This window comes from Sphingopyxis sp. GW821-FHT02C12, assembly GCF_059421785.1.
Window position 1 is genome coordinate 554,030 of record NZ_JBWKVQ010000002.1, and the last position, 19,302, is coordinate 573,331.

Genomic DNA, 19,302 nt, shown 5'->3' on the forward strand with positions numbered 1-19,302 from the left:
TCTTGCCGGCGGCCGTTCCGGTCAGCGGCCCGGGCTGCGCGGTACCGGACCCTTGCGGCAATCCGTTCATGGCTCTCGGCTGCGAGTTACACCAGCTGGGGAAAGATCGGCAGACGGAAGGGATCGCCCGCGTTCAGCACCGCGACCTCGTCGCGATAGAGATTGCCGTTGCGCTCATATCCCGACCGGCTGACCGCCGGGAGCGGGCTGAAGGTCGCATCGTCGCCGAAGAAGCGAAACACGAAGGTATGCCGTTCGGGGCACTCGGCGTCGATCGTCGCGCCGCCGTGCAGCGAACCGGGATGGAGGAAGACCACATCGCCCGGTTCGGTCGCCCACGACAGGATATCGTAGGCGTCGGGATTCGCGGCGCGTTCCTTCTCGATGTCGGGAAGGCGCGGAAGGGCGTCGCCGCCGTGTAGCGGATCGGTCGGATCGCCCGGCTCGAAGGTCGTGCCGTCGTAAAGGATGCCCTTGTGCGAGCCGCGAACGATCTCGAGCGCATTCTTCTTGGGAATGGGTTCGAAGCTCATCCATGCGTTGCCCCAGTGGTTTCCGGCCCACGGGAGATACGATGTGTCCTGATGCCAGAAGGTCCGGCTGCCTACGCCGCCCGCCTTCAGAAACACCTCTTCGGAGAAGTACCAGACATTCTTGGAGCCCCACAGATCGGCGAATATCTCGGCGAAGGGGAGGGTGGCGACGAGCTCCTCGAGCCGTTCCTTGGCCTCCGGATGGGCATTGTCCACATGCGAGGTCATCACCTGATCCTCGCCCCTGTACAGCGCATGGCCATGGGGGCCGGGGTTCGCGACGATCCAGTCGTATAGCTCGCGGCACTCTGCGAGCTGGGATTCGCCGAGCACATTCCTGATGACGACTGCCCCGTCTTCCCGAAACGCCTTGCGTACTGACTCATCCATCGCCGTTTACTCCCAACATCGTGTTCGAATCGGATTTTATCTAAAAATTCAATTTATTGCAACGATTGTTATCTTAATTAAAGTGATTTGAAAACATGAGCTTAATTTACTCCGGGGACGAAGCGTGCATGCGGAGTGGCTCCGCATCCCGATCGCCATGGTGCGCGCATCGCCAGACCCGCCGCCGCCACAAGCGGCGCGGGAGACGCGCCAGCCAAATGACGCAGGCCGCTTGACACGGCGCGGCGCTGCTATAAAAATGACAGTTGTTATCTTTACTCTTGGTCAACGCGCTTGGCGCTGCTTCCGGTTCGCTATCGGCGGGCGGCCGGGCGAAACGGGCGAACGGAGCCGGACACAATGATGCACGCAGCACCCTCCGCCCGGTTCGATCGCGGCTGGATCATCGTAGCGGTCCTGTTCCTGTGCGTCGGCACGCTGATGGGCGCGTCGATCTACGGCTTTATCATGGTCGCCGACATCATGGCGCGCGCGCACGGATGGTCCGAGAGCGAGGCCGGCGGTATCGTTTCGGCGATGTGGCTGGTCGCGCCGCTCGCCTTGCTGAGCGCGCCGGTAATCAAGCGCTTCGGTCCCTGGAAGCTCATCATCGGCGGCCTCATGATCCTTGCGATCGCCTTTGCCTGCCTCGCCTTCGCGACCGAATTCTGGCAGGTTTACGGCCTTCGCATCCTGATGGGTTTCGGCAAGGTCGCGATCATGACCTCGGTGCCCGTGGTCGTCGCCCGCTGGTTCGATCTGCGCTTCGGGACCGCCATTTCGATCGTGTGGGCAGGAGGCAGCGCCGGCGGGATCGTCTTCGCGCCGCTGGTCGAGTATCTCAACCGCACGGCCGGATTCCAGGCGACCGCGCTTACCCTCGCAGGCGGGATCGCCGCGGTCGCGGCGATGGCCGTGTTCGCCGCGCGCCTGCGCCGTCCCGGCGGCGATCTTGGGTCGGACGGTGCCGGGGAGGGCGATGCGGGCGCCGCGCAGGATGACGTTGCCGGCCCGTCCGCGCAAAGGCCCGCGAGCTGGCCGCTCGTGGCTGGCATCATCGTCGCGACCATCGGGCTCGGATGCGCCAATGTGGCGTTTCTCGCCATGAACCCGCAGCTCCTTGCGGACTTTGGAATCGATACGCGCACCGTGGCGCTGATCGTCGGGTTCAACGCGGCAGCGTCCATGGTCGGCGCGCTGCTCATCGGCTGGCTCACCGACCGCTTCGGCCTTGGATGGCCCGTGGTGGGGATGACCGCGATCTATTTCGGCGGGATCTTCGCCTATCTTTTCCTGACCCACTCGCCGCTGGCGTCGGTCGCCTTGCTGGGAACGACGTGCATCGGTCTCGGCGCCGCCGCGGCCGAAGTGCTGTGGATCAGCCTCCTGAAGCGCGAGGCCAGCGGCTCACGTTTCGCGATGATCTACGGCGTATGGTATTTTGCGATCCAGGTCGGTTACGCCGTCGGCGGTTTTGCCGGCGGCTCGATCCTGGGCAATCTCGGGATCGCCGCATTCATATTGTTCGCGGCCGTAACCTATGCCGCGACGCCGCTGTTTTCGGCCTGGCGCCTGCTCGGGAGGAGCGGTGGCAGTGCCCCGGCCGCGACCGCGGCAAGGTGAACGCGCCCGAAGGAGATGAAGTAGCAAAGTTGCTGTCCCGGGCACGATGCGGCGGCCGTGACAGTCCGGCCTGCGACCCGACCCGCGCCCGCATCGATCACGCGCTCCGCGTGTCAGCCAGCACCCCAGCCATCGCGTCGACCGGGTGGCCAAGACGTATGTCCAGGTCCTCGCGGGGACTAAAGGTCTCGGCACATGCTCAAGCATGTTTCCGTCACCCGGCATGGCGGCCGGCGCATCGCCTTGAATTCCATCGGCGTCCGGCTATGCTGATGCTGCGCGCCCGATAATGCGGCGCGCGAGGCGAGATCGCCGCGCACACGGGAAATTGGGCCGGATCATCTAGTATCCGGGCCGCAGCCGCGAATGTCCAGGCCGCACACGGCGGTTAAAGGCGGCAGCACATGTTCCGGGCCGGCGTCTGACAACCGGTAACGCCGGCTGGCCTCCCCGCCGGAGAACCGCCCATGATTTCGGGCTTTCCCATCGTGCGCCGCGCGGGCGGCCGGCGCGCGCGCGATGTTCGCGCTCGCGCGGTACGCGCATGCACCTGAAGTCCGTTCCCGACCATGCGCGCGTTGCGGCCGTCGCCGAGGCGGATCCCCTGCCGCCCGACGACAGGGGTGCCGGCCCCCGCGGCGCCTTTCTCGAGAGGCTCTATCGCACGCATCACGACGGGCTTGTCCGCTTCATTCGCCGCCGCGTGCAGGGGGAGCGCGCGCACGACGTGGTGCAGCGCGTGTTCTGCCGGCTGGCCGGTCTCTCCGAGAGGGAGCAGCAAGGGATCGTGGCGCCCGCGGCCTATCTCCGCCGCGCTGCCCATAACATGCTGCGCGACGACGCGCGGCAGGACGAACGGCGATCGGCATCACTCCACCTGGGAGATGAAGAGGTTGCGCTGCGCGCGAACGACCAGTGGGACGCGCTCGAGGCGCGCGATCGCCTGCGACGTCTCGAGCAGGCGCTGCTCCGCCTCAAGCCGCGGACGCGCGAAATATTCCTCGCGCACCGTATCGACGGTTATAGCTATGCCGAAATCGCCGCCCGGACGGGCTTGAGCATCAAGACGGTCGAAATGCATATGACGCGCGCCATCGCCTATCTCGCGCAATCCAGCGTGAAGCCATGACGAACCGCTTACCGCGCGCGAGCGCGCGCAGTGCGGCGGAATGGTTCGCCGTCATGCGCGGTCCCGATGCCGAAGCGAGCCGCGCGGCCTTCGAGGACTGGAGACGCGTCGCTGTCAACGCCGATGCCTATGCACGGCTCGAAGCGACGTGGGACGAAAGCCGCTTTCTCGCGAACACGGCGGTCGGGCGGGACCGGGACCTGTCGCGCGCGCGCGCCAAGATACCGCCGTCCGCCTTGCTCGCGGCCGGGATCGCGCTGCTCACGCTTCTTTCGGCGGGTCTGGTGGCGGGGCAAATCGGGTGGCTCGGCCCCGCCGCGGTGACGCAGCCCGCGGTCACCCGGATCGCTGCAGCCGGCGAGCTGCGCACCGTCCGGCTGTCCGACGGCTCGCGCGCGACGCTCGATCGCGGCGCGGTGCTTGCCGACCGCAGCACGGCCGGCGAGCGGCATTTCGTGCTCGAGCGCGGGCGCGCCCGCTTCGACGTCGCACACGAGCCCGCACGACCCTTCCTCGTCGATGCCGGCGAAGGCCGGGTCGTCGCGCATGGCACGGTCTTCGATGTCGGCATCGAAGACGGGGCGGTGCGGGTCGTGCTTCTCCGGGGCTCGGTCGAAGTGCGCGAGCGCAAAAGCGCGCAATCCGGCCGGCCTGCCTCGCGCTTGCTCGCCCCGGGCGAAGAGCTGACGGTGCGCAGCGGTGCGTTGGGCGCACCGTTGCGCGCGCCAGCGTCCGCGCTTGCATGGCCTGCGCCGATGATCAGCTTCGATGCGGTGCCGCTCGGCGAAGCCGTAGCCATGTTCAATCGCGGCGGGGGACAGATAGTCCGGCTCGAAGGCGCCGGGCCGGCCTCGCTGCGCGTGTCGGGCGCGTTCAAGCGCGACGATCCGCAGGGCTTTGCCGACGCACTCGCTGCGAGCTTCGGGCTCGTCGCCGAGCCCGCGGCGGACGGCAGCATCGTGCTCCGCGCGCGCGCAGCAGGCGTGCGATAAGCGGGCGTTGAAAAAGTCACAGGGTTAATCCCGCGACGGGCGTCTCACCGGTCGAAGGGGGCACAACAGGTGCCCGCTCGATCGGGAGACGACGATGCTAAACAGGGAATTGATGCTATTTCTGGCGGGTTCGGCCGCGGTGTTCGCACCCGCGCCGCTGCTCGCACGCGAAGAGGCGCGGCAGGAGGTGCGCATTCCCGCGCAGTCGCTCGCCACGTCGCTGCGCACGATCGGTGCCCAGTTCGGGCGCAACGTCAGCATGCCGTCCGATCTCGTGGCCGGCCGGAGCGCTCCCGCTATCGAAGGCGCTTACAGTTTCGAAGAGGCGGTCGCTCTGCTGCTGCGCGGCAGCGGCCTGACCGCCGTGCCGGCGGGGCGGGGGCTCGCGGTGCGGCGCGCGGCGACGGCGAACGCGGGCGGCGATGGGGAAGCGGCGGCCGACGAGGATATCGTCGTGACCGGCAGCCGCATCCGCGGTGCATCCCCGGCGGGTGCGCGTGTCGTCACCATCGATCGCGGCGACATCGAGCGGAGCGGATATGCGACAACGCAACAGATTGTGCAGGCGCTGCCGCAGAATTTCGGAGGCGGGCCCAATGAGGGTACAACCGGCTTCACCGATCGTAACAATGCGGGTGCAAATCTCGGCCTCGGATCGAGCGTCAACCTGCGCGGACTGGGCACGACCTCGACCCTCACGCTCATCGATGGCAACCGCATCGCTTTGGGCGGGGTTTCGGGAACATTCGTCGATCTTTCGCTGATCCCGTCGTCGGCGATCGAACGCATCGAAGTACTCGCCGACGGCGCTTCGGCGATTTACGGTTCGGACGCCGTTGGCGGCGTCGTCAACGTCAAGCTTCGCAATCGCTTCGAGGGCGCGGAGAGTCGCGCGCGCTTCGGTTCGGCCAAGGGTTTCGACGAATGGCAGGTCAGCCAACTCGCCGGCGTCGGCTGGTCGAGCGGGACTCTCATGCTCGGCTACGAATATTATCACCGCGGCAATCTCGCCGCGGCGGACCGGGATTTTGTGACAGAAGACCTGCGGGCGTTCGGTGGGCCGGATTATCGCAAGACCTTCGCCAATCCCGGAACGATCATCGCCGCCGACGGGCGGGTCTACGGTATTCCGGCAAATCAGGACGGCACCAGGCTCAGCGCCGACCAATTGCTCGCCGGACAGCCCAACAAGGCCGATGGCCGCGCGAAAAGTGATATCCTTCCCCGTCAGGATCGGCATTCGGTCGTTGGCGCACTGTCCCAGGATCTGGCTTCATGGCTGCGATTTACCGCGCAAGGCTTTTTCGCCGACCGGCAGTCCGTGATCCGGACGCCGCCGAGCAATCGCGGCAATGTTACCGTGCCCACGACCAATCCCTTTTACGTCGACCCGATCGGCACGGGACGCCCCGTCACCGTCAATTATGATTTCACCGACGATCTCGGCATCAAGACCAATCACGCTTCCGTGCGCAGTTTTAGCGGCGTCGGTGGCTTCGAGGCGACGCTGGGGAAATGGCGCCTGAGTTTAGGGGGTTCTTTCGGCAAACAACGCGAAGAACTGCGCACGACCAACGTCCCCAATCATTATTGGCTCGCCCAAGCGCTCGCGGACACCAACCCGGCAACCGCCTACAACCTTTTCGGAGACGGGTCGCACACGGCGAGGGCGACGGTCGAAAAGGTCCGCGGCTGGTATGAAACCATCGGACAATCGCGCATCTGGTCGGCCGCCTTCAAGGCAGACGGTCCATTGATCCGTCTGCCCGGAGGCGTTGCGAACCTCGCGGTCGGCGCCGAATTCAGGCGCGAGCGCTATAATGGAACGGGCACGAACTATGACTCGACGGCGACGCCCGTCGACGCCGGATCGGCAGGCTTTCCGATCAGCCGTTCGGTGACCGCTGCTTTTGCCGAACTGGCGTTGCCGATCGTCAGCCCCGAGATGGACGTGACCGGCGTCGAAGCGCTCGACTTGTCGGTGGCCGGTCGCGTCGAGCATTACAGCGATTTCGGAACGACCTTCAATCCCCGGTTCGGGTTGAGCTGGCGAACGGGTGGCGGCGTGGCATTCCGCGCAAATTACGGCCGGTCGTTCCGCGCACCGGGCTTCCTCGACATCCGGACCGGCAAGGGGACCGCCTCTATCGCGCCTCTTTATGTGCCCGATCCGGCATCCCCGACCGGCACGACTCCCGTTCTCGCGCTGTTCGGAAACATCCCCGATCTCGGGCCCGAAAAGGCTCGTACCTGGACGGTTGGGGCGACGCTGACGCCCGACCAAATTCCCGGCCTGCGTCTCGATGTCGGATATTTCAACATCGCCTATCGCGATCGCATCGGCAGCGCCGGCATCAATTATCTGTCGTTTCTGTCCAACCGGAGTGTCTACGGGGAGCTCATCGTGGACAATCCCCCGGTCGCCGACGTCGCCAAATATTACTCCGACGAGAATTTCTTCAATCCGTTCGGTATCGCGCCGGGCCAGGTCCGGGCGATCATCGATGGCCGGACCCGCAACCTCTCGTCGGTCGATCTCGAAGGGCTCGATTTCGACCTCGGCTACACACATGCCGGGCCGCGCCGTTCGATCGAGGTAGGCATCAGCGGGACCTGGCTTCTGCGCAACAGGCAGAAGATCACGGCGGGGTCTCCAAAGGTTGATATCCTCTCGACGATCGGCAATCCGGTCGACATGCGGCTGCGCGGCCGTCTGGCTGTGGTGCAGGGGCCTTGGTCCGCGGCGGCTTTTGTCAATCACACGGCCGGCTACACGAACAATGGCGTCAAACCGGTCGAGACCGTCTCGAGCTGGACCACCGTGGACCTGAGCCTGAGCTACAAGCTCGACCAGTTGTTGGCGGGGACGCGCATTTCGCTGAGCACCACCAACGTCTTCGATCGGCGACCGCCCTATGTAAACCTCCAGACGGTGCAATCCGCATCGGGCTTCGACCCGGAAAACGCCAATGCGGTTGGGCGCCTCATCGCCGTGCAACTGGTGACGTCATGGTGATGGCGGGAGTGGGCTGGGCCGCGCTGCTCGCGGCGGCGAGTGGCGGCACGACGACGCCGACCATTCGCGAGATGATCGAATTGACCGATCTGTCGAGCGTCGCGGTCTCGCCCGATGGCAAGCTTGTTGCCTATCGCGCCGAGACCGCCTCGATCGAGCGCAACACCCATGATCTTGAATGGTACGCGGTCCCGGCCGACGGCAGTACTCCACCTCGCCGTATAGCCGACGCGGGCGAGGGCGATTGGCCCGATGGCACGTTCGCGGCCGAGCCACCGGTTTGGACGGCGGACTCGCGGGCGATCGTCTATCGCGCGCTCCGGGACGGAGAGGTCCAGATCTGGCGAAGCAGCGCCGACGGCGCGTCCACCGAGGCGTTGACCAGCGACGCCGCGAACGTCCGCGCCTTTGCCCTCGCACGGGACTCGCGCGCGCTGACCTATGCGGTCGGCGCAACCCGCGACGATATTATGAGGGCAGAACGCCGCGAATATGACGAGGGCGTGTTGATCGATGCCCGTGTCGATCCATCGCGCCAGCTTTATCGGGGCTCGCGGATCGACGGGCGCTTCGCGACTGATCGCATCAGCGGCTTCTGGTTCGCGCATGGCGGCCTGCTTGCGGACACGCCGCCGAGCCACCGCACGATCGATCTGGCGACGGGGGTGACGCGGGCTGCGAGCGTATCGGAAGCGGCGCGCATCGAAACGCGCACCAAGCCTTTCGACAAGCTGGGTGACCGCTATATCCTTGCCGCTGAGCCGTCGGGCGATGAACGGGGCACAGCCTATGCGCTGAGCGAAGAACAACATGCGGTGCTCGCGGTCCAGCGTCCCGGGGATGCCGCGCCGCGCTTTTGTGATGCACCCGAATGCAGGCAGTTGATCCGTGGTCTGGCGTGGCGCGGGGACGAGGACAGCGTGCTGTTCGCGGTGAGCGATCTTGCGACCAACCAGACGCTCTATTTGTGGAATGTCGCAGACGGGCAGGTTCGCCGCATCGGCGGCGGTGTCGGGCGCTTCAACGGCGGCCGCGACGACCGGCGCGGATGCGCCGTCAGTGCGTCAGCCGCCTTTTGCGTTGCCGCTTCGGCGAACATGCCGCCGCGGCTCGTGAGGATCGATCTCGACACGGGTGAGACGAAAATTCTCGCGTCACCCAATGCCGCGCTCGAGCGCGCCGATGCCCCGCGGTTCGAGCCGATGAACTGGGTCGACCCGTCGGGTCGCAGCTTCACCGGCCAGTTGATGCTGCCGCCGGGCAGTCCCCGCGCCGTACCGCTCTTCGTGACCTATTATGTCTGCGACGGTTATCTGCGCGGCGGTATCGGCGACGATTTCCCGCTGCGCCAGTTCGCCGATGCCGGCATTGCGGTGCTGTGCGCGAACCGGGTGCCGACCCAAGCGGGGCTCGGCGATCAGGTCGAACAATATCGGATCGCGCAGGCCGGCATCAGCGCCGCGATCGACACGCTGGCGGGCAAGGGGCTGATTGATCCCGCGCGGGTCGGCATGGGCGGGCTGAGCTTCGGCGGCGAGGTCACCATGTGGATCGCGACGCATTCGTCGAAGCTGTCGGCGATCTCGATCAGCAATTCGCTCCTGTCAGAAACCTATTATTGGTTCAACGCGATCGCCGGTCGCGAGGTGCCCGACATATTGAAGAAGGTGTGGAACATCGGTCCGCCCGATGTCGATCGCGCGCGTTGGAAGCAACTTTCGGCATCGCATTCGCTCGGCAAGCTCGACGCGCCGCTCCTCATGCAATTGCCCGAGCGCGAATTCCGCAGCAATGTCGAGATCGCCGCGAAGCTAGGACGCGCCGGCAAGCCCGTCGAGCTCTGGGCCTTTCCTTACGAGACGCACATCATGTACCAGCCGCGGCACAAACGCGCGGTCTATGAACGCAACCTCGACTGGTTCCGCTTCTGGCTGCAGGGCCATGTCGATCCCGATCCCGCCAAGGCCGAGCAATATCGGCGATGGAAGGCGATGGAAGCGGCGAGATCACGATGATCGAGCCTGCACGCCCCGCGCCCAGGCCTCGGTGTCGGCGATCGGCAACAGGTGATAGAAGAGATCGTCTCGATTGCTGAAGGGGCGGGTGAGATAGGCTTCGATCGCTGTGCGATCGAGCAGCCCGGCGCCGACAAGCAAACCGTCGAGCAGAAATGCCATGAGCCGATCGCGGTTCTTGTCGAAAATGCGCGCGCAAAAGGCATCCATCGAGCCTTTTGTACGGCGCGTGACGATCGCTTCGGGTAGCGACCGCCTGAACGCGTGGCGCGCGACGGCGCGATCATGACCGCCCTCCACCCAGAGCCATGTCGGGATAGCCAGGCAGGTTTCGACGACGGGCTGGGCGAGCAGCGGGTAGAGCGATGGCGCGGTTTCCTGCCGCCCATAACCGTCGAGATGCGCGTTCGCCGCGATGATTGCGCGAACATGCGCGCGGGTGCCGGGCAACGCCCGATCCGGTGCATCCATCCAGGGGTGCGAAGGCGGGGCAATCGGGAGGCGATCGGTATCCAGAAAGTGCGTGTTGCGCGTCCACGAAAGGGCTGGCTTTCGGCGGCAAAGCTGTTTCAGCATCAGCCGCGTCACATGCCAGGCGTTCGTGCGGTGGATTGCCGCAACATCGCGTATGATGGCGGCAAGGGCGGGGCGCGGACCATACGACCTGAAATAGTCCGTGGCGGGCGATGCACTGCTCAGCGAGCAGAAAACGCAGTCGCCGCCGGTGCCGCTGACATAAGCCGTCACATTCTCCACCTTGGCCAGGCGGTCGAAAAGGGCGTCCGCCGAACGCAGCATGGCGGGCAGGCCCGGTCGCGCCGTCAGCGACGGGACGTTGGCGGTCAGATCGATAGTCTCTTCGACCTGCGCCTCGTGGAGCGAAATCGCGCAATGTTCCGATATGATGCGGGCATAGTCCCGCTCGTCGCCACCGGGATCCGGTGTGGCGAGATTGAGCGCGACAATCTCCCGACCCGCCTCCGACAAGGCGGCGGCGATGACAGACGAGTCCAGGCCGCCTGACAGCTCTAGAAGGACTCTGTCGGTGGGCCGGATCAATGCCTCGATCGCCAGGCGCACTGCGCGCGACACGAGGCTGATTGCCTCGTCTATCGTGTCGATGCGCCGTTCCGGAGCGGCAAACGTCCATGGCGTCCACAGACTGCGCATCGAGGAAGTCGCGCCATTCAATTGCAGGATTTCACCCGGCATGATTTCATCGACCTCCGCGAGCCCAGTCGCCGCGGACCGCAGATGCAGGAACGCGAGATGGTGGGCGACGAACCGCCAGTCGATGGCAGGACGGACCAGGCCGTAGGCGATCGCGATCTCGATATGCGATGTCAGATAGGTGACGGCGCCACGTCGGATTCGATAGGCATGCAATGTCCCCGATGGAGCGCGGATCGCCCGAAGATCGGGCGCGGTGGACGCCTCGTACATGTATAGATAGTCGCCCCAATATTCTTCGATGAGCGACCGACCATTATCCGGCACGAAAGACGATGGCAGTGTTCGGATCTCATGGGAGGCTGCCTTCGAAAATAGCCGGCCGATCAGGATTTCGGCGCCTTTGCCGCGAAGCACGCTTGTCCCGGCTCCCGCCAGAACGGTCATATGAGCATCGCTATAAGCGGGAGCGAGAGACGTTGACCCATCGGCTCGCCGCATCAATGTCTCGGCCGCGCCGGTCTTGAGCGGGTCGAGGACAGCTAGATAACGTGGCTCGGTCATAGGACCAGAATGGGCGCGAAGGCGCGCGTATGGCCGACCGCGTCGTTCAGAATCCGGTCGCCGTCCTGCGACCAGCAATGCGCGGAAAACGGCACCGGTACGACCCCGAAGACGAGATGGGGCAAATGTCCCCGTCGGGCAGCATAGTTGAAGAAGGCGAGGGTGTCGGGCAGGCACTTGGCAGACAGTGGGATCAGGCTGCGGCTCGCGTGAAATCGCTGCGCCAGTTGGTCGAGGTCGCCCGTCGCGCGGCGTCTTGTCCTTGAGCGGGCATCCTGCACCTCATCGACCACTCCGCGAATGCCTGCTCGGCGAACGGTAAATCGTGCGGCGACCAGCCAGGCCGCGACTTCGACAAGGTCCGCGATGCGCATAGACCTGGCTTGACCCGGTTGCTCGATGGCGCTGCTGCGTCCGGGCGGCAACATAAGCCTCGGGCGCTCGGGGGTTTCGCGCGATCGCTCGATCAGAGCCAGTCCACAAAGCTGCTCGATCGCCCCGGGTTGAGCCGCGCCCGCCGTGCTCCCGCATATCCAGTCGAGCACGAAAGCTGCCCTGCTGCCGACGCGCCAATAGCGATCGCGCTCGAGATCGAGAATGATGGCGCCATCGCCAAAGCTGTGATGGGATATCCCGGGCCGGAGCCTGAACTGTTCCATGCGACGGTTGCCGTTTGGCGGACGGACCGGAGTCCGCCCGCCCATCGGCTCAGTCTTCGCTGTCGATGCCGAACGGCTTGCCGATGACCGACAGCTCAAGCTGCTGACCATCGGGGCCGAGCGTCTCGACGCTTGCCGCGCCGAGGTCGATCAGTTCTTCGGGTTCATGTGCCATGAGACTTCTCCTCGATGCCGCGGGATTGCGGCAACGAGAAGCGTAGGAAAGCGGCGCGGCTATCCGAAATTTATACGCCGGTGATATGCCGAATATAGACGGGCTATAAGGGCCGGGTCAGCCGCCCCGGTAGATCGCGGCGACGATGGCGGGCACAAGTGCCATGCGCTGCCGGTGATAGGCGGCGATGCGGTGCGCGATCGATCGCGCATCGCCTGTCTCGATCATCGCGGCGATATCGGCGATGTCGCCTTGCGCGTCCGGCGCGACCCGGCTCTCGGCGATGCGGGCGGCGGTGAGCCGGTCGCTCGCAGCCTCGACCTGGCGACCGAGCTCGGCGAGGCCCGAGCGCGCGGCGACGAGGCCGAACAGCGTCCGGAGACGAGCCGCATAATCCTCGGTTGGCGGCGGTTCGATCTTGCCGGGCGTGCCGGCGGGCCATCCCCGGAGCGCAAGGCGGAGCAGCTCGCCGTTCCACTGCAGAAGATCGCGAAGGCCGGGCTCGGTCACGAGGGGCAGCTGGAAACCCTCGGCGGTTCGCATCTCGACGATATGCTCGCCGGCAAGCCGGTGCAGAGCATCGCGCACCGGCGAGACGCTGCTCGCGAGGATCGCGGCAAGTTTCTTGGGCTCGAGCCGTTCGCCGGGTGGGACGTCGCCGCCGAGCAGGCGGGCCTTGAGCGCGTCATAGACGCGCTCCGAGGTCACTCCGGCGTTCATCTTTCGCGCCGCTGCTCCGCGACAAAGGCCTCGACGAGTAGCTGCTGGTCGGGTCGGAGCGCATCCGTGGCGCCGATCCGCCCGGGGATGGATTCACCGAGCAGGATCGAGGGACATTGCCCTTCGAAATTGCCCAGATTGGGGCGATGCTGGCGGTAGCCGACGAGCGCGGCGAGCTCGGGATCGAAGCCGCGCGCGATCTCGGGCGGATAGGCGAGCCACTGGTTCTCATAGGGTTTGAGCCAGCCGAGGCAGTAGCTCACGATCATCCCGCGGCGGATGTCGCCGCTGTCGTTTCCACCGGCGCCGTGGAGCGTCGAGCCTAGGAAGACGAGCGCCGATCCGGGCTGCATCTCGGCAACGATCGGATCGCCGTCGGGTTCGGGCGCCAGCGCAGCCGCACCGTGGCTGCGCGGCCAGACCAACGTCGCGCCATTGTCGGCACGATAGTCGGTAAACGGCCACATCACATTGATGAGATATTCGGTTTCGCCGATCGCGCCGCGCCACATGTCCTGGTCACGATGCGGTAGCTGCGGCAGCGCGCCGGGGTGGAGCGCGATCGCCTGGGTGAGGTTGAGCTGAAGCGTATCGCACCACGGCCCGAGCAACTCCTCCGCCATCGCAAGGATAAGCGGATGACGGACGAAAGGCTCGGCGAACGCCGATCGCGCAAGCAGCCGCCCGAACCTTTTGGTGCGCGACCCGTAAAAGCCGCCCTCGCAAAAAGGCGTTTTATCGAAGTCCGCCCGAAGCGTGTCGTCGAGTTGCCGCACCAGCGCTTCGGGAACCGCATCGGTGATGATCGCATAGCCCTCGCGTGCGAGTTCGGCCACCGACCCCGCGAGCCGCGCTTCGGCAGCCCGCACTGTCTCAGAGCGCATGGTGGGGCTCCCGCGTCGGGGCTGGGGTCGTGCCGATGCCCGCCTCGGCGAGCAGGCGCGGCGTGTCCGGGTCGATCTCGATCGCGAGCGCACCCAGCCGCCTGCCGCCGACGGGCCGTGCGGCGCCGAGCGGCCAGGCGCGCCAGCCGAAGCCGAGAATCTGCTCGAGCCAGCCCACCTCGGCGACGCCCGTGTACAGACCTATCCCCTCGGTGAGGCCGAACGAGGCCAACCCGGCCACGAGCCGGTTACGCGCGCAGCGCCGGGCCTTCGCACCGATGTGACGGTCGAGGCAGAAGCGCGTCACTTCGTAGATGCGCGGCCCGCGTGGAACCGGTCCGTCGCAAAGCGTCGCGTAGAGATCGGCGAGGATATGCGGCCGCGTGGTCGGCAGCAGCCGCGCCGAGGCGAAATGCTTGCCCCCTGCGTCGGTGACGACGAGGTAGATGGCATGCTCGTCGTCGAACTGGTCGATCTCGAACCGGTCGGCGAGGACCGGAACGTCCCACCCGAGCAGGTCGACGAACACGTCCTTGCGCGCCGCGAACATCGCGCGCAGCACCTCGTCTTCGGTTGCGGAGCATTCCGGCTCCATCAGATGCAGCATGGCTCGAACTCCCGTCCTGTGTGTGCACGGGAGAGTCAGGCTCGGGGCGCGAACGCGCTATTCCCAGAAATGGGCATATCAACGACCGAAAATGTCGGAGAAGCTGATTATTCCATCGAACAGGGCACGGATCAGCAAAGATGTCTGCTTCTCAACCCCATATCTCTCGCGGGCCTGCTTGAGATGGCGCACGACCGTCTCTTCGCTGATCCCGAGGATGCGCGCGCTTTCCCAGGCGGTCTTCCCGCGCGCCGCCCAGATGAGACAGTCACGCTGGCGATCGGTGAGCCGGGGCCGCGGCCCGGGCGGCGCAGCGCCCGCGAGCCAGATGCGACGCGCCCCTTCGAACGCGGCGAGCCCGGCAAGCTGCGCCCACTGCAGGACATCCCCGGGCAGTTCGCTGCCTGGAGCGATGGCAAAGCTGCACGAGCCGGTCGCTTCGCCGACGACATTGGCGGGAACGGTGAAGCCGTCGGCAAGCCCGTGATCGTGCGCGAGGTCGAGCAACCGGTGGTCGCCGGGTGTCATCTGGATAAGGTCGGGGACCGCGTCCCAGCGAAACCCAGCGCTTGTGCGATGGCTTGCGCGATGGACGGGATCCGACAGGCCGAGACGATGCCGGTCGAAATAGTCGACCCACGCTTCGGGATAGTTGTGCAGCCTTATGATCGCGTGGGGGGCGTCGAGAATATTCGCGTGATGCGTGAGCGCGAAATGCGCAAAACCCATACGGTCGGTCATTTCGCCGAGGATCATGGCGAGCGCCCCGATATCGCCGACCAGCGCGATAGCGTTCAGGAACCACTCGACCTCGGCACGCATGTCTCTCATGCGCGATATCGACCGGAGGCAGCGTCTCAAGCCGCCGAAACCCTCGTGGCCGCCCTTTCCCGCTCATGCGGACCCTTATGCGGCTTTCCGTACCCGCCGAGTCCGGACGCTGGAACGAGCCTCGATCATAGTCGTCTCGCTTGGGTAGGCAAGGCTCTGTTTCTACGTCATTTGTCGGTTCGGCCGTTGCGGCCGGGGTCGGCCTGATTGCCGCCGCCGCTACCCCGGCCCGACTGGCGCGACCCCGCGGCCTATCGGCGCCTCCGCGGCATCGACCGGGCGGGGCTCATGTGGGAATGGCTGCGCCGCGATCCCGGCTATGTCGCCTGGTATACCTCGGCGAGTAAGGCGACGCGCCACGGCGCCGGCCGGGCCGACGCGCTCTCCTGGGGTCTGCACTTTCGCCGAGGATCCCGCCCGCGCGTCGCCCGATGCACGGCTGATCTTCGATGCGCGCATCGATCCCGACGCGCTGCGTCTCGCGGCGGTGCCCGTCGATAGCTGCCACGCCGACCGCTTCGACCATGAGCGCTTTGCGCACTGGCTGGCCGTGATCGCCGATGCGGACGGCCGCGAGCATGCCGTGCTTTCGGATGGCTACCGCCGCATCCGCATCGAGGTAGAGGAGGGGAGCCTTGCCGCCGGCAGCCCGGTGCTGCTGCGCTATAGGCTCGAAGGCATTGCCGGCCGGGACACCGAGGCGGGCCTCGCGCCGCTTCGCCGGCTCGCCGGATTGCTGCGCACGGGCCGCTTCCTGCCCGCCCTGTTCCCGCCCGAGCGCCGGGTTGCGCGCTCGATCGCGGTCTTGCGCGTGGGCGACGCACTGGACGACGGGGCTTCGCAGCGCGATATTGCTGCCGGCCTGTTCGGCGAGGAGCGCATCCCGCCCGACTGGCGGACGGTTTCGGATTCGCTGCGCTCGCGGGTCAGGCGGCTGGCGCGCGAGGCGCGGCGCATGGCGGCGGGCGGCTACCGGGGATTGCTGCGCGCCGATGGCGGGGACGCGAACTGACCGCGGCAAAGTCCGGGCGGCATTTCCACGCTTGCGGTCTCGCCGTCATATCCCCTGTCCGCCCTCCGCCGGCGTCAACGATTGACGTCGACGATATAGCGGCCCTTGATTTCTCCCGACATGAACCTCGCTGCGGTATCGACAACCTCCGACATGGGAATTTCGCGCGCAATCCGGTCGAGCAGGTTCGGGTCGAGATCGCGTGCGAGCCGCTCCCACGCGTCGAGCCGCGGCTGCCTTGGCGCCATGACGCTGTCGATACCCAGCAGGCGAACGCCGCGCAGGATGAAGGGCAGTACCGTCGCGGGAAAATCCATGCCTTGCGCAAGCCCGCAGGCGGCGACGGCGCCGCCGTAGCGCGTCTGGGCGCACGCATTGACGAGGATGTTACTGCCCGCGGCGTCGATCACGCCCGCCCAGCGCTCTTCCTGCAGGGGCTTGCCGGGCTGCTCCATCGCCGTCCGATCGATCACGCTGTCGGCGCCAAGGTCCTCGAGATAGGGCCGCTCGCTCGTCTTGCCGGTCAATGCGGCGACCCTGAACCCGGCCTTCTTGAGCAGGGGAATGGCGACCGAACCGACGCCGCCGGTTGCGCCGGTCACGAGAATATCACCTGCCTCCGGGACGATGCCGGCGTCGACAAGGGCATTGACGCAAAGGGCTGCTGTGTATCCCGCGGTACCGATCGCCATCGCCTGCGCGAGGGTGAAGGCCGCGGGCAGCGGGACCAGCCACTCACCCTTGACCCGTGCTTTCTGCGCAAGTCCGCCCCAGTGAACTTCGCCGATCCCCCAGCCGTTCAGTATCACCGCGTCGCCGGCGCTCCAGCCGGGGTGACGGCTCTCGCTCACGACTCCGGCCAGGTCTATTCCGGGGATCATCGGATATTTTCTGACGACCGGCGAACTGCCGGTGATGGCAAGCCCGTCCTTGAAGTTGAGCGTCGAATAGGCGACGTCGACCGACACATCGCCATCGGGGAGATCGTCCTCCGCCACGCTACGCTGCGAGACGGTCTGTCCGCCTTCGCCTTTGTCGATCAGGATCGCTGAAAACATCGTCTTCTCCTCGGAGTTCGTGAACTTATGCGTCTCTGGCTTGCCGCACCCCGCGCCCTCGCGCATGTCCTGCATGCTCAATAGCAACGGCGTCCGCACGCGCGGAGCGCCTGACGCCAGCCAAGTTCCGCGAGCGGGCCGATTTGCGCGACCCTGTCCGCCGCAGAGGCATTCGATGCGTTGCCGTCGATGATGCGGCGCCGGATGCCCTGCAGGATACCCACGAGGCGGAAGAGGTTGAAGGCGAAGTACCAGTGGAGATCGGGCGCGTGCCGACGGCCGGTGCGGTGGCAATAGCGCTCGACGATCTCGTCCAGCGAAGGAATTCCGAGCGCGGCGAGATCAACGCCGCCGAGGCCGGATCCGCCATCGTGGGGCATGATCCATGCCATCGCGAAATAGGCGAAATCGGCAAGCGGATCGCCGATCGTGGCGAGTTCCCAGTCGATCACCGCGAGCGGCCGCGGCGCATCGGGCGCGAAAATCACATTGTCGATCCGATAGTCGCCATGGACGATCGCCGAGCCCTCCTGCTTCGGTATCGTAAGCGGAAGCCAGTCGATCAGATGCTCGACTTCGGCGATCTCCTCCGTCTGCGCTGCGCGATATTGCCTCGTCCACCGGCGAACCTGCCGTTCGAGATAGTCGCCGCTCGCGCCGAAGTCGCCGAGACCCGCTGCCCGATGGTCGACCGAATGGAGCGCGGCGATGGTATCGACAAGCGATTGGTAAACCGCCTGCCGCTCGGCCGCCTGGAGAGCGGGGAGGGTGCCGTCCCAGAAGGTCCGGCCATCGACCCGGTCCATGACATAGAATTTCGATCCGATGACCTTGTCGTCGAGGCAGATCGCGACCGGCCGCGGGACGGCGAACCCGATGGGCGCGAGTGCTTCGAGCAGACGGAATTCGCGGTCGACGGCATGCGCCGAAGGAAGCAGCGGGCCGAACGGCTGGCGCCGAAGCACATAGCGTCGGTCGCCGGCGTCGAGCCGGTAGGTGGGATTGGACTGCCCGCCCGGGAATTTCTCGATCCGCGTGGCCGACGGCGTGCCGGGAAGGGCGTTGCGCATCCAGTGCGACAGCCCTTCCACATCGAGGTCGTTCATTTCGCTGCCGCAGACCCCGCGACCGCGACCGCCCGGACCTCGAGTAACAATTCGGGCAGAGCAAGCGCGGACACGCCGAAGCCGGTGATGGCGGGATAAGGCGCGCGTATGTATTCGTCCTTCACTTTGTAGAACGCCTCGAGTTTGCTCATGCTGCCCGTGAAGAGCAGCGTGAGTTCGACGATGTCGTCGAGCGTCGCGCCCGCCGATTCGAGGACCGTCTTCAGATTTTCGAAGGTCTGGCGCGTCTGCGCCTCGAGCCCGACGGGAACGGTCCGCTCTGCGGTGATGCCGACCTGGCCCGACACCCAGATGGTGTTTCCGACGCGCATCGCTTGCGACAGATGATATTTGTCGGCGGAGACCTGCATCGCCGGCGGAGTGAACGACTGCTGCTTCATATCTGCACCCATGTTCTGCCTTTCCCGATTGAAGGAGACCTGCGATTCGTCCCCGTGTCTGCCGGCGTCGGAGGCCTTGAAGCGACGCCTTCGAGTGACCGGCTATCAACGTCGATTGTTTTACGCAACAAATGTTTTCTTAATCGGTGGCGGCATCGGCTTGGCACCGCGGCACCCGTCGGTGGGGCCTTACCGGCGATGCGCCGATGGTTACGCGTCCCCCAAGCAGGCGAGCGTTGCCGACAAGAATTATTTGTGATGACAACTGTTATATTAAATGCCATGTGGCGCGCATATTCCGATCGGGGAGCAGGCTGGGCCATGGACATGAGAAAGTTGCGACCAGCCGCAAAGACGACGTCGTTCGGTCCTTCCGCGAGAATATCTGACGCTTCCTGCCCTCGCTTACCCTCGCCT

The 19,302-nt window shown here is 65.8% G+C and carries 18 protein-coding genes and 1 pseudogene; 8 read left to right on the plus strand and 11 right to left on the minus strand.

The features are described 5' to 3' along the window. Nucleotides 1–86: 86 nt before the first annotated feature. Complete coding sequence (locus tag AC07U1_RS17890; RefSeq protein ID WP_495178085.1) at nucleotides 87–923, minus strand: phytanoyl-CoA dioxygenase family protein; 837 nt, start codon at nucleotides 921–923, stop codon at nucleotides 87–89. 360 nt (nucleotides 924–1,283) lie between these two features. Here AC07U1_RS17890 and AC07U1_RS17895 point away from each other — a divergent pair, with 360 nt between their 5' ends. The 6 genes and pseudogenes from AC07U1_RS17895 (at nucleotide 1,284) to AC07U1_RS17920 (ending at nucleotide 9,698) form a co-directional block, all read left to right on the plus strand. Beyond that, nucleotides 1,284–2,546 (plus strand): MFS transporter, encoded by a 1,263-nt coding sequence (locus AC07U1_RS17895; protein ID WP_495178084.1) that lies wholly within the window; start codon nucleotides 1,284–1,286, stop codon nucleotides 2,544–2,546. Between the two features lie 544 nt (nucleotides 2,547–3,090). Further along, a complete protein-coding gene (locus AC07U1_RS17900) occupies nucleotides 3,091–3,675 on the plus strand; it encodes an RNA polymerase sigma factor (protein ID WP_495178083.1) in 585 nt (194 codons plus the stop codon). Nucleotides 3,676–3,728: 53 nt separating this feature from the next. Further along, complete coding sequence (locus tag AC07U1_RS17905; RefSeq protein WP_495178082.1) at nucleotides 3,729–4,667, plus strand: FecR family protein; 939 nt, start codon at nucleotides 3,729–3,731, stop codon at nucleotides 4,665–4,667. A 259-nt stretch (nucleotides 4,668–4,926) separates the two neighbouring features. After that, nucleotides 4,927–5,052 (plus strand): annotated as a pseudogene (locus tag AC07U1_RS17910) (STN domain-containing protein); the annotation flags it as partial. Between the two features lie 69 nt (nucleotides 5,053–5,121). After that, nucleotides 5,122–7,683, plus strand: a complete 2,562-nt coding sequence (locus AC07U1_RS17915; protein ID WP_495197810.1) for a TonB-dependent receptor plug domain-containing protein — start codon at nucleotides 5,122–5,124, stop codon at nucleotides 7,681–7,683. Beyond that, on the plus strand, nucleotides 7,677–9,698 hold the full coding sequence (locus tag AC07U1_RS17920; RefSeq protein WP_495178080.1) for an Atxe2 family lasso peptide isopeptidase: 2,022 nt from the start codon (nucleotides 7,677–7,679) through the stop codon (nucleotides 9,696–9,698). Before AC07U1_RS17915 ends, AC07U1_RS17920 begins: the two co-directional genes overlap by 7 nt. Here AC07U1_RS17920 and AC07U1_RS17925 read toward each other — a convergent pair. The 7 genes from AC07U1_RS17925 to AC07U1_RS17955 all read right to left on the minus strand — a co-directional run bounded on the left by AC07U1_RS17925 (nucleotide 9,690) and on the right by AC07U1_RS17955 (nucleotide 15,308). After that, complete coding sequence (locus tag AC07U1_RS17925; protein ID WP_495178079.1) at nucleotides 9,690–11,315, minus strand: asparagine synthase-related protein; 1,626 nt, start codon at nucleotides 11,313–11,315, stop codon at nucleotides 9,690–9,692. The two genes, AC07U1_RS17920 and AC07U1_RS17925, sit on opposite strands and share 9 nt — an antisense overlap. Nucleotides 11,316–11,428: 113 nt before the next feature. Beyond that, on the minus strand, nucleotides 11,429–12,091 hold the full coding sequence (locus AC07U1_RS17930) for a lasso peptide biosynthesis B2 protein (protein ID WP_495178078.1): 663 nt from the start codon (nucleotides 12,089–12,091) through the stop codon (nucleotides 11,429–11,431). Nucleotides 12,092–12,140: 49 nt separating this feature from the next. Next, nucleotides 12,141–12,266 (minus strand): benenodin family lasso peptide, encoded by a 126-nt coding sequence (locus tag AC07U1_RS17935; protein WP_495178077.1) that lies wholly within the window; start codon nucleotides 12,264–12,266, stop codon nucleotides 12,141–12,143. Between the two features lie 117 nt (nucleotides 12,267–12,383). Then, a complete protein-coding gene (locus tag AC07U1_RS17940) occupies nucleotides 12,384–12,986 on the minus strand; it encodes a GntR family transcriptional regulator (RefSeq protein WP_495178076.1) in 603 nt (200 codons plus the stop codon). Beyond that, nucleotides 12,983–13,870, minus strand: a complete 888-nt coding sequence (locus AC07U1_RS17945; protein WP_495178075.1) for a phytanoyl-CoA dioxygenase family protein — start codon at nucleotides 13,868–13,870, stop codon at nucleotides 12,983–12,985. Before AC07U1_RS17945 ends, AC07U1_RS17940 begins: the two co-directional genes overlap by 4 nt. Continuing rightward, entirely contained in the window at nucleotides 13,860–14,477 is a 618-nt protein-coding gene (locus tag AC07U1_RS17950; RefSeq protein WP_495178074.1) for an acyl-homoserine-lactone synthase, read from the minus strand. The genes AC07U1_RS17945 and AC07U1_RS17950 overlap by 11 nt, the downstream gene beginning before the upstream one ends. Nucleotides 14,478–14,555: 78 nt before the next feature. Further along, nucleotides 14,556–15,308, minus strand: coding sequence for a helix-turn-helix transcriptional regulator (locus tag AC07U1_RS17955; protein WP_495178073.1), 753 nt, complete (start codon nucleotides 15,306–15,308; stop codon nucleotides 14,556–14,558). 288 nt (nucleotides 15,309–15,596) lie between these two features. Here AC07U1_RS17955 and AC07U1_RS17960 point away from each other — a divergent pair, with 288 nt between their 5' ends. Together AC07U1_RS17960 and AC07U1_RS17965 are read left to right on the plus strand one after the other, a co-directional pair. Next, complete coding sequence (locus AC07U1_RS17960; protein WP_495178072.1) at nucleotides 15,597–15,809, plus strand: transcriptional regulator domain-containing protein; 213 nt, start codon at nucleotides 15,597–15,599, stop codon at nucleotides 15,807–15,809. 151 nt (nucleotides 15,810–15,960) lie between these two features. Continuing rightward, nucleotides 15,961–16,320, plus strand: a complete 360-nt coding sequence (locus AC07U1_RS17965) for a DUF2285 domain-containing protein (protein ID WP_495197811.1) — start codon at nucleotides 15,961–15,963, stop codon at nucleotides 16,318–16,320. Nucleotides 16,321–16,394: 74 nt separating this feature from the next. On the opposite strand, the gene acuI is transcribed toward AC07U1_RS17965, so the two are convergent. From acuI to AC07U1_RS17980, 3 genes are read right to left on the minus strand one after another with little or no spacing between them, the layout of a single operon-like run. Next, on the minus strand, nucleotides 16,395–17,453 hold the full coding sequence (gene acuI / locus AC07U1_RS17970) for an acrylyl-CoA reductase (NADPH) (protein ID WP_495197763.1): 1,059 nt from the start codon (nucleotides 17,451–17,453) through the stop codon (nucleotides 16,395–16,397). Nucleotides 17,454–17,455: 2 nt separating this feature from the next. After that, nucleotides 17,456–18,484 carry a phosphotransferase family protein gene (locus AC07U1_RS17975; RefSeq protein WP_495178069.1) on the minus strand — a complete coding sequence of 343 codons (1,029 nt, stop codon included), beginning with the start codon at nucleotides 18,482–18,484 and terminating at the stop codon, nucleotides 17,456–17,458. Continuing rightward, nucleotides 18,481–18,897, minus strand: a complete 417-nt coding sequence (locus AC07U1_RS17980; RefSeq protein ID WP_495197764.1) for a Rid family hydrolase — start codon at nucleotides 18,895–18,897, stop codon at nucleotides 18,481–18,483. The genes AC07U1_RS17975 and AC07U1_RS17980 overlap by 4 nt, the downstream gene beginning before the upstream one ends. Between the last annotated feature and the right edge of the window lie 405 nt (nucleotides 18,898–19,302).

What these genes read in the sequence shown, in the direction of transcription:
- acuI (WP_495197763.1), bottom strand. Translation starts at nt 17,453, where the DNA reads ATGCAGGACATGCGCGAGGGCGCGGGGTGCGGCAAGCCAGAGACGCAT.
- AC07U1_RS17900 (WP_495178083.1), top strand. Translation starts at nt 3,091, where the DNA reads ATGCACCTGAAGTCCGTTCCCGACCATGCGCGCGTTGCGGCCGTCGCC.
- AC07U1_RS17955 (WP_495178073.1), bottom strand. Translation starts at nt 15,308, where the DNA reads ATGAGAGACATGCGTGCCGAGGTCGAGTGGTTCCTGAACGCTATCGCG.
- AC07U1_RS17890 (WP_495178085.1), bottom strand. Translation starts at nt 923, where the DNA reads ATGGATGAGTCAGTACGCAAGGCGTTTCGGGAAGACGGGGCAGTCGTC.
- AC07U1_RS17950 (WP_495178074.1), bottom strand. Translation starts at nt 14,477, where the DNA reads ATGCTGCATCTGATGGAGCCGGAATGCTCCGCAACCGAAGACGAGGTG.
- AC07U1_RS17895 (WP_495178084.1), top strand. Translation starts at nt 1,284, where the DNA reads ATGATGCACGCAGCACCCTCCGCCCGGTTCGATCGCGGCTGGATCATC.
- AC07U1_RS17960 (WP_495178072.1), top strand. Translation starts at nt 15,597, where the DNA reads ATGTGGGAATGGCTGCGCCGCGATCCCGGCTATGTCGCCTGGTATACC.
- AC07U1_RS17920 (WP_495178080.1), top strand. Translation starts at nt 7,677, where the DNA reads ATGGTGATGGCGGGAGTGGGCTGGGCCGCGCTGCTCGCGGCGGCGAGT.
- AC07U1_RS17935 (WP_495178077.1), bottom strand. Translation starts at nt 12,266, where the DNA reads ATGGCACATGAACCCGAAGAACTGATCGACCTCGGCGCGGCAAGCGTC.
- AC07U1_RS17905 (WP_495178082.1), top strand. Translation starts at nt 3,729, where the DNA reads ATGCGCGGTCCCGATGCCGAAGCGAGCCGCGCGGCCTTCGAGGACTGG.
- AC07U1_RS17980 (WP_495197764.1), bottom strand. Translation starts at nt 18,897, where the DNA reads ATGGGTGCAGATATGAAGCAGCAGTCGTTCACTCCGCCGGCGATGCAG.
- AC07U1_RS17925 (WP_495178079.1), bottom strand. Translation starts at nt 11,315, where the DNA reads ATGACCGTTCTGGCGGGAGCCGGGACAAGCGTGCTTCGCGGCAAAGGC.
- AC07U1_RS17930 (WP_495178078.1), bottom strand. Translation starts at nt 12,091, where the DNA reads ATGGAACAGTTCAGGCTCCGGCCCGGGATATCCCATCACAGCTTTGGC.
- AC07U1_RS17975 (WP_495178069.1), bottom strand. Translation starts at nt 18,484, where the DNA reads ATGAACGACCTCGATGTGGAAGGGCTGTCGCACTGGATGCGCAACGCC.
- AC07U1_RS17945 (WP_495178075.1), bottom strand. Translation starts at nt 13,870, where the DNA reads ATGCGCTCTGAGACAGTGCGGGCTGCCGAAGCGCGGCTCGCGGGGTCG.
- AC07U1_RS17940 (WP_495178076.1), bottom strand. Translation starts at nt 12,986, where the DNA reads ATGAACGCCGGAGTGACCTCGGAGCGCGTCTATGACGCGCTCAAGGCC.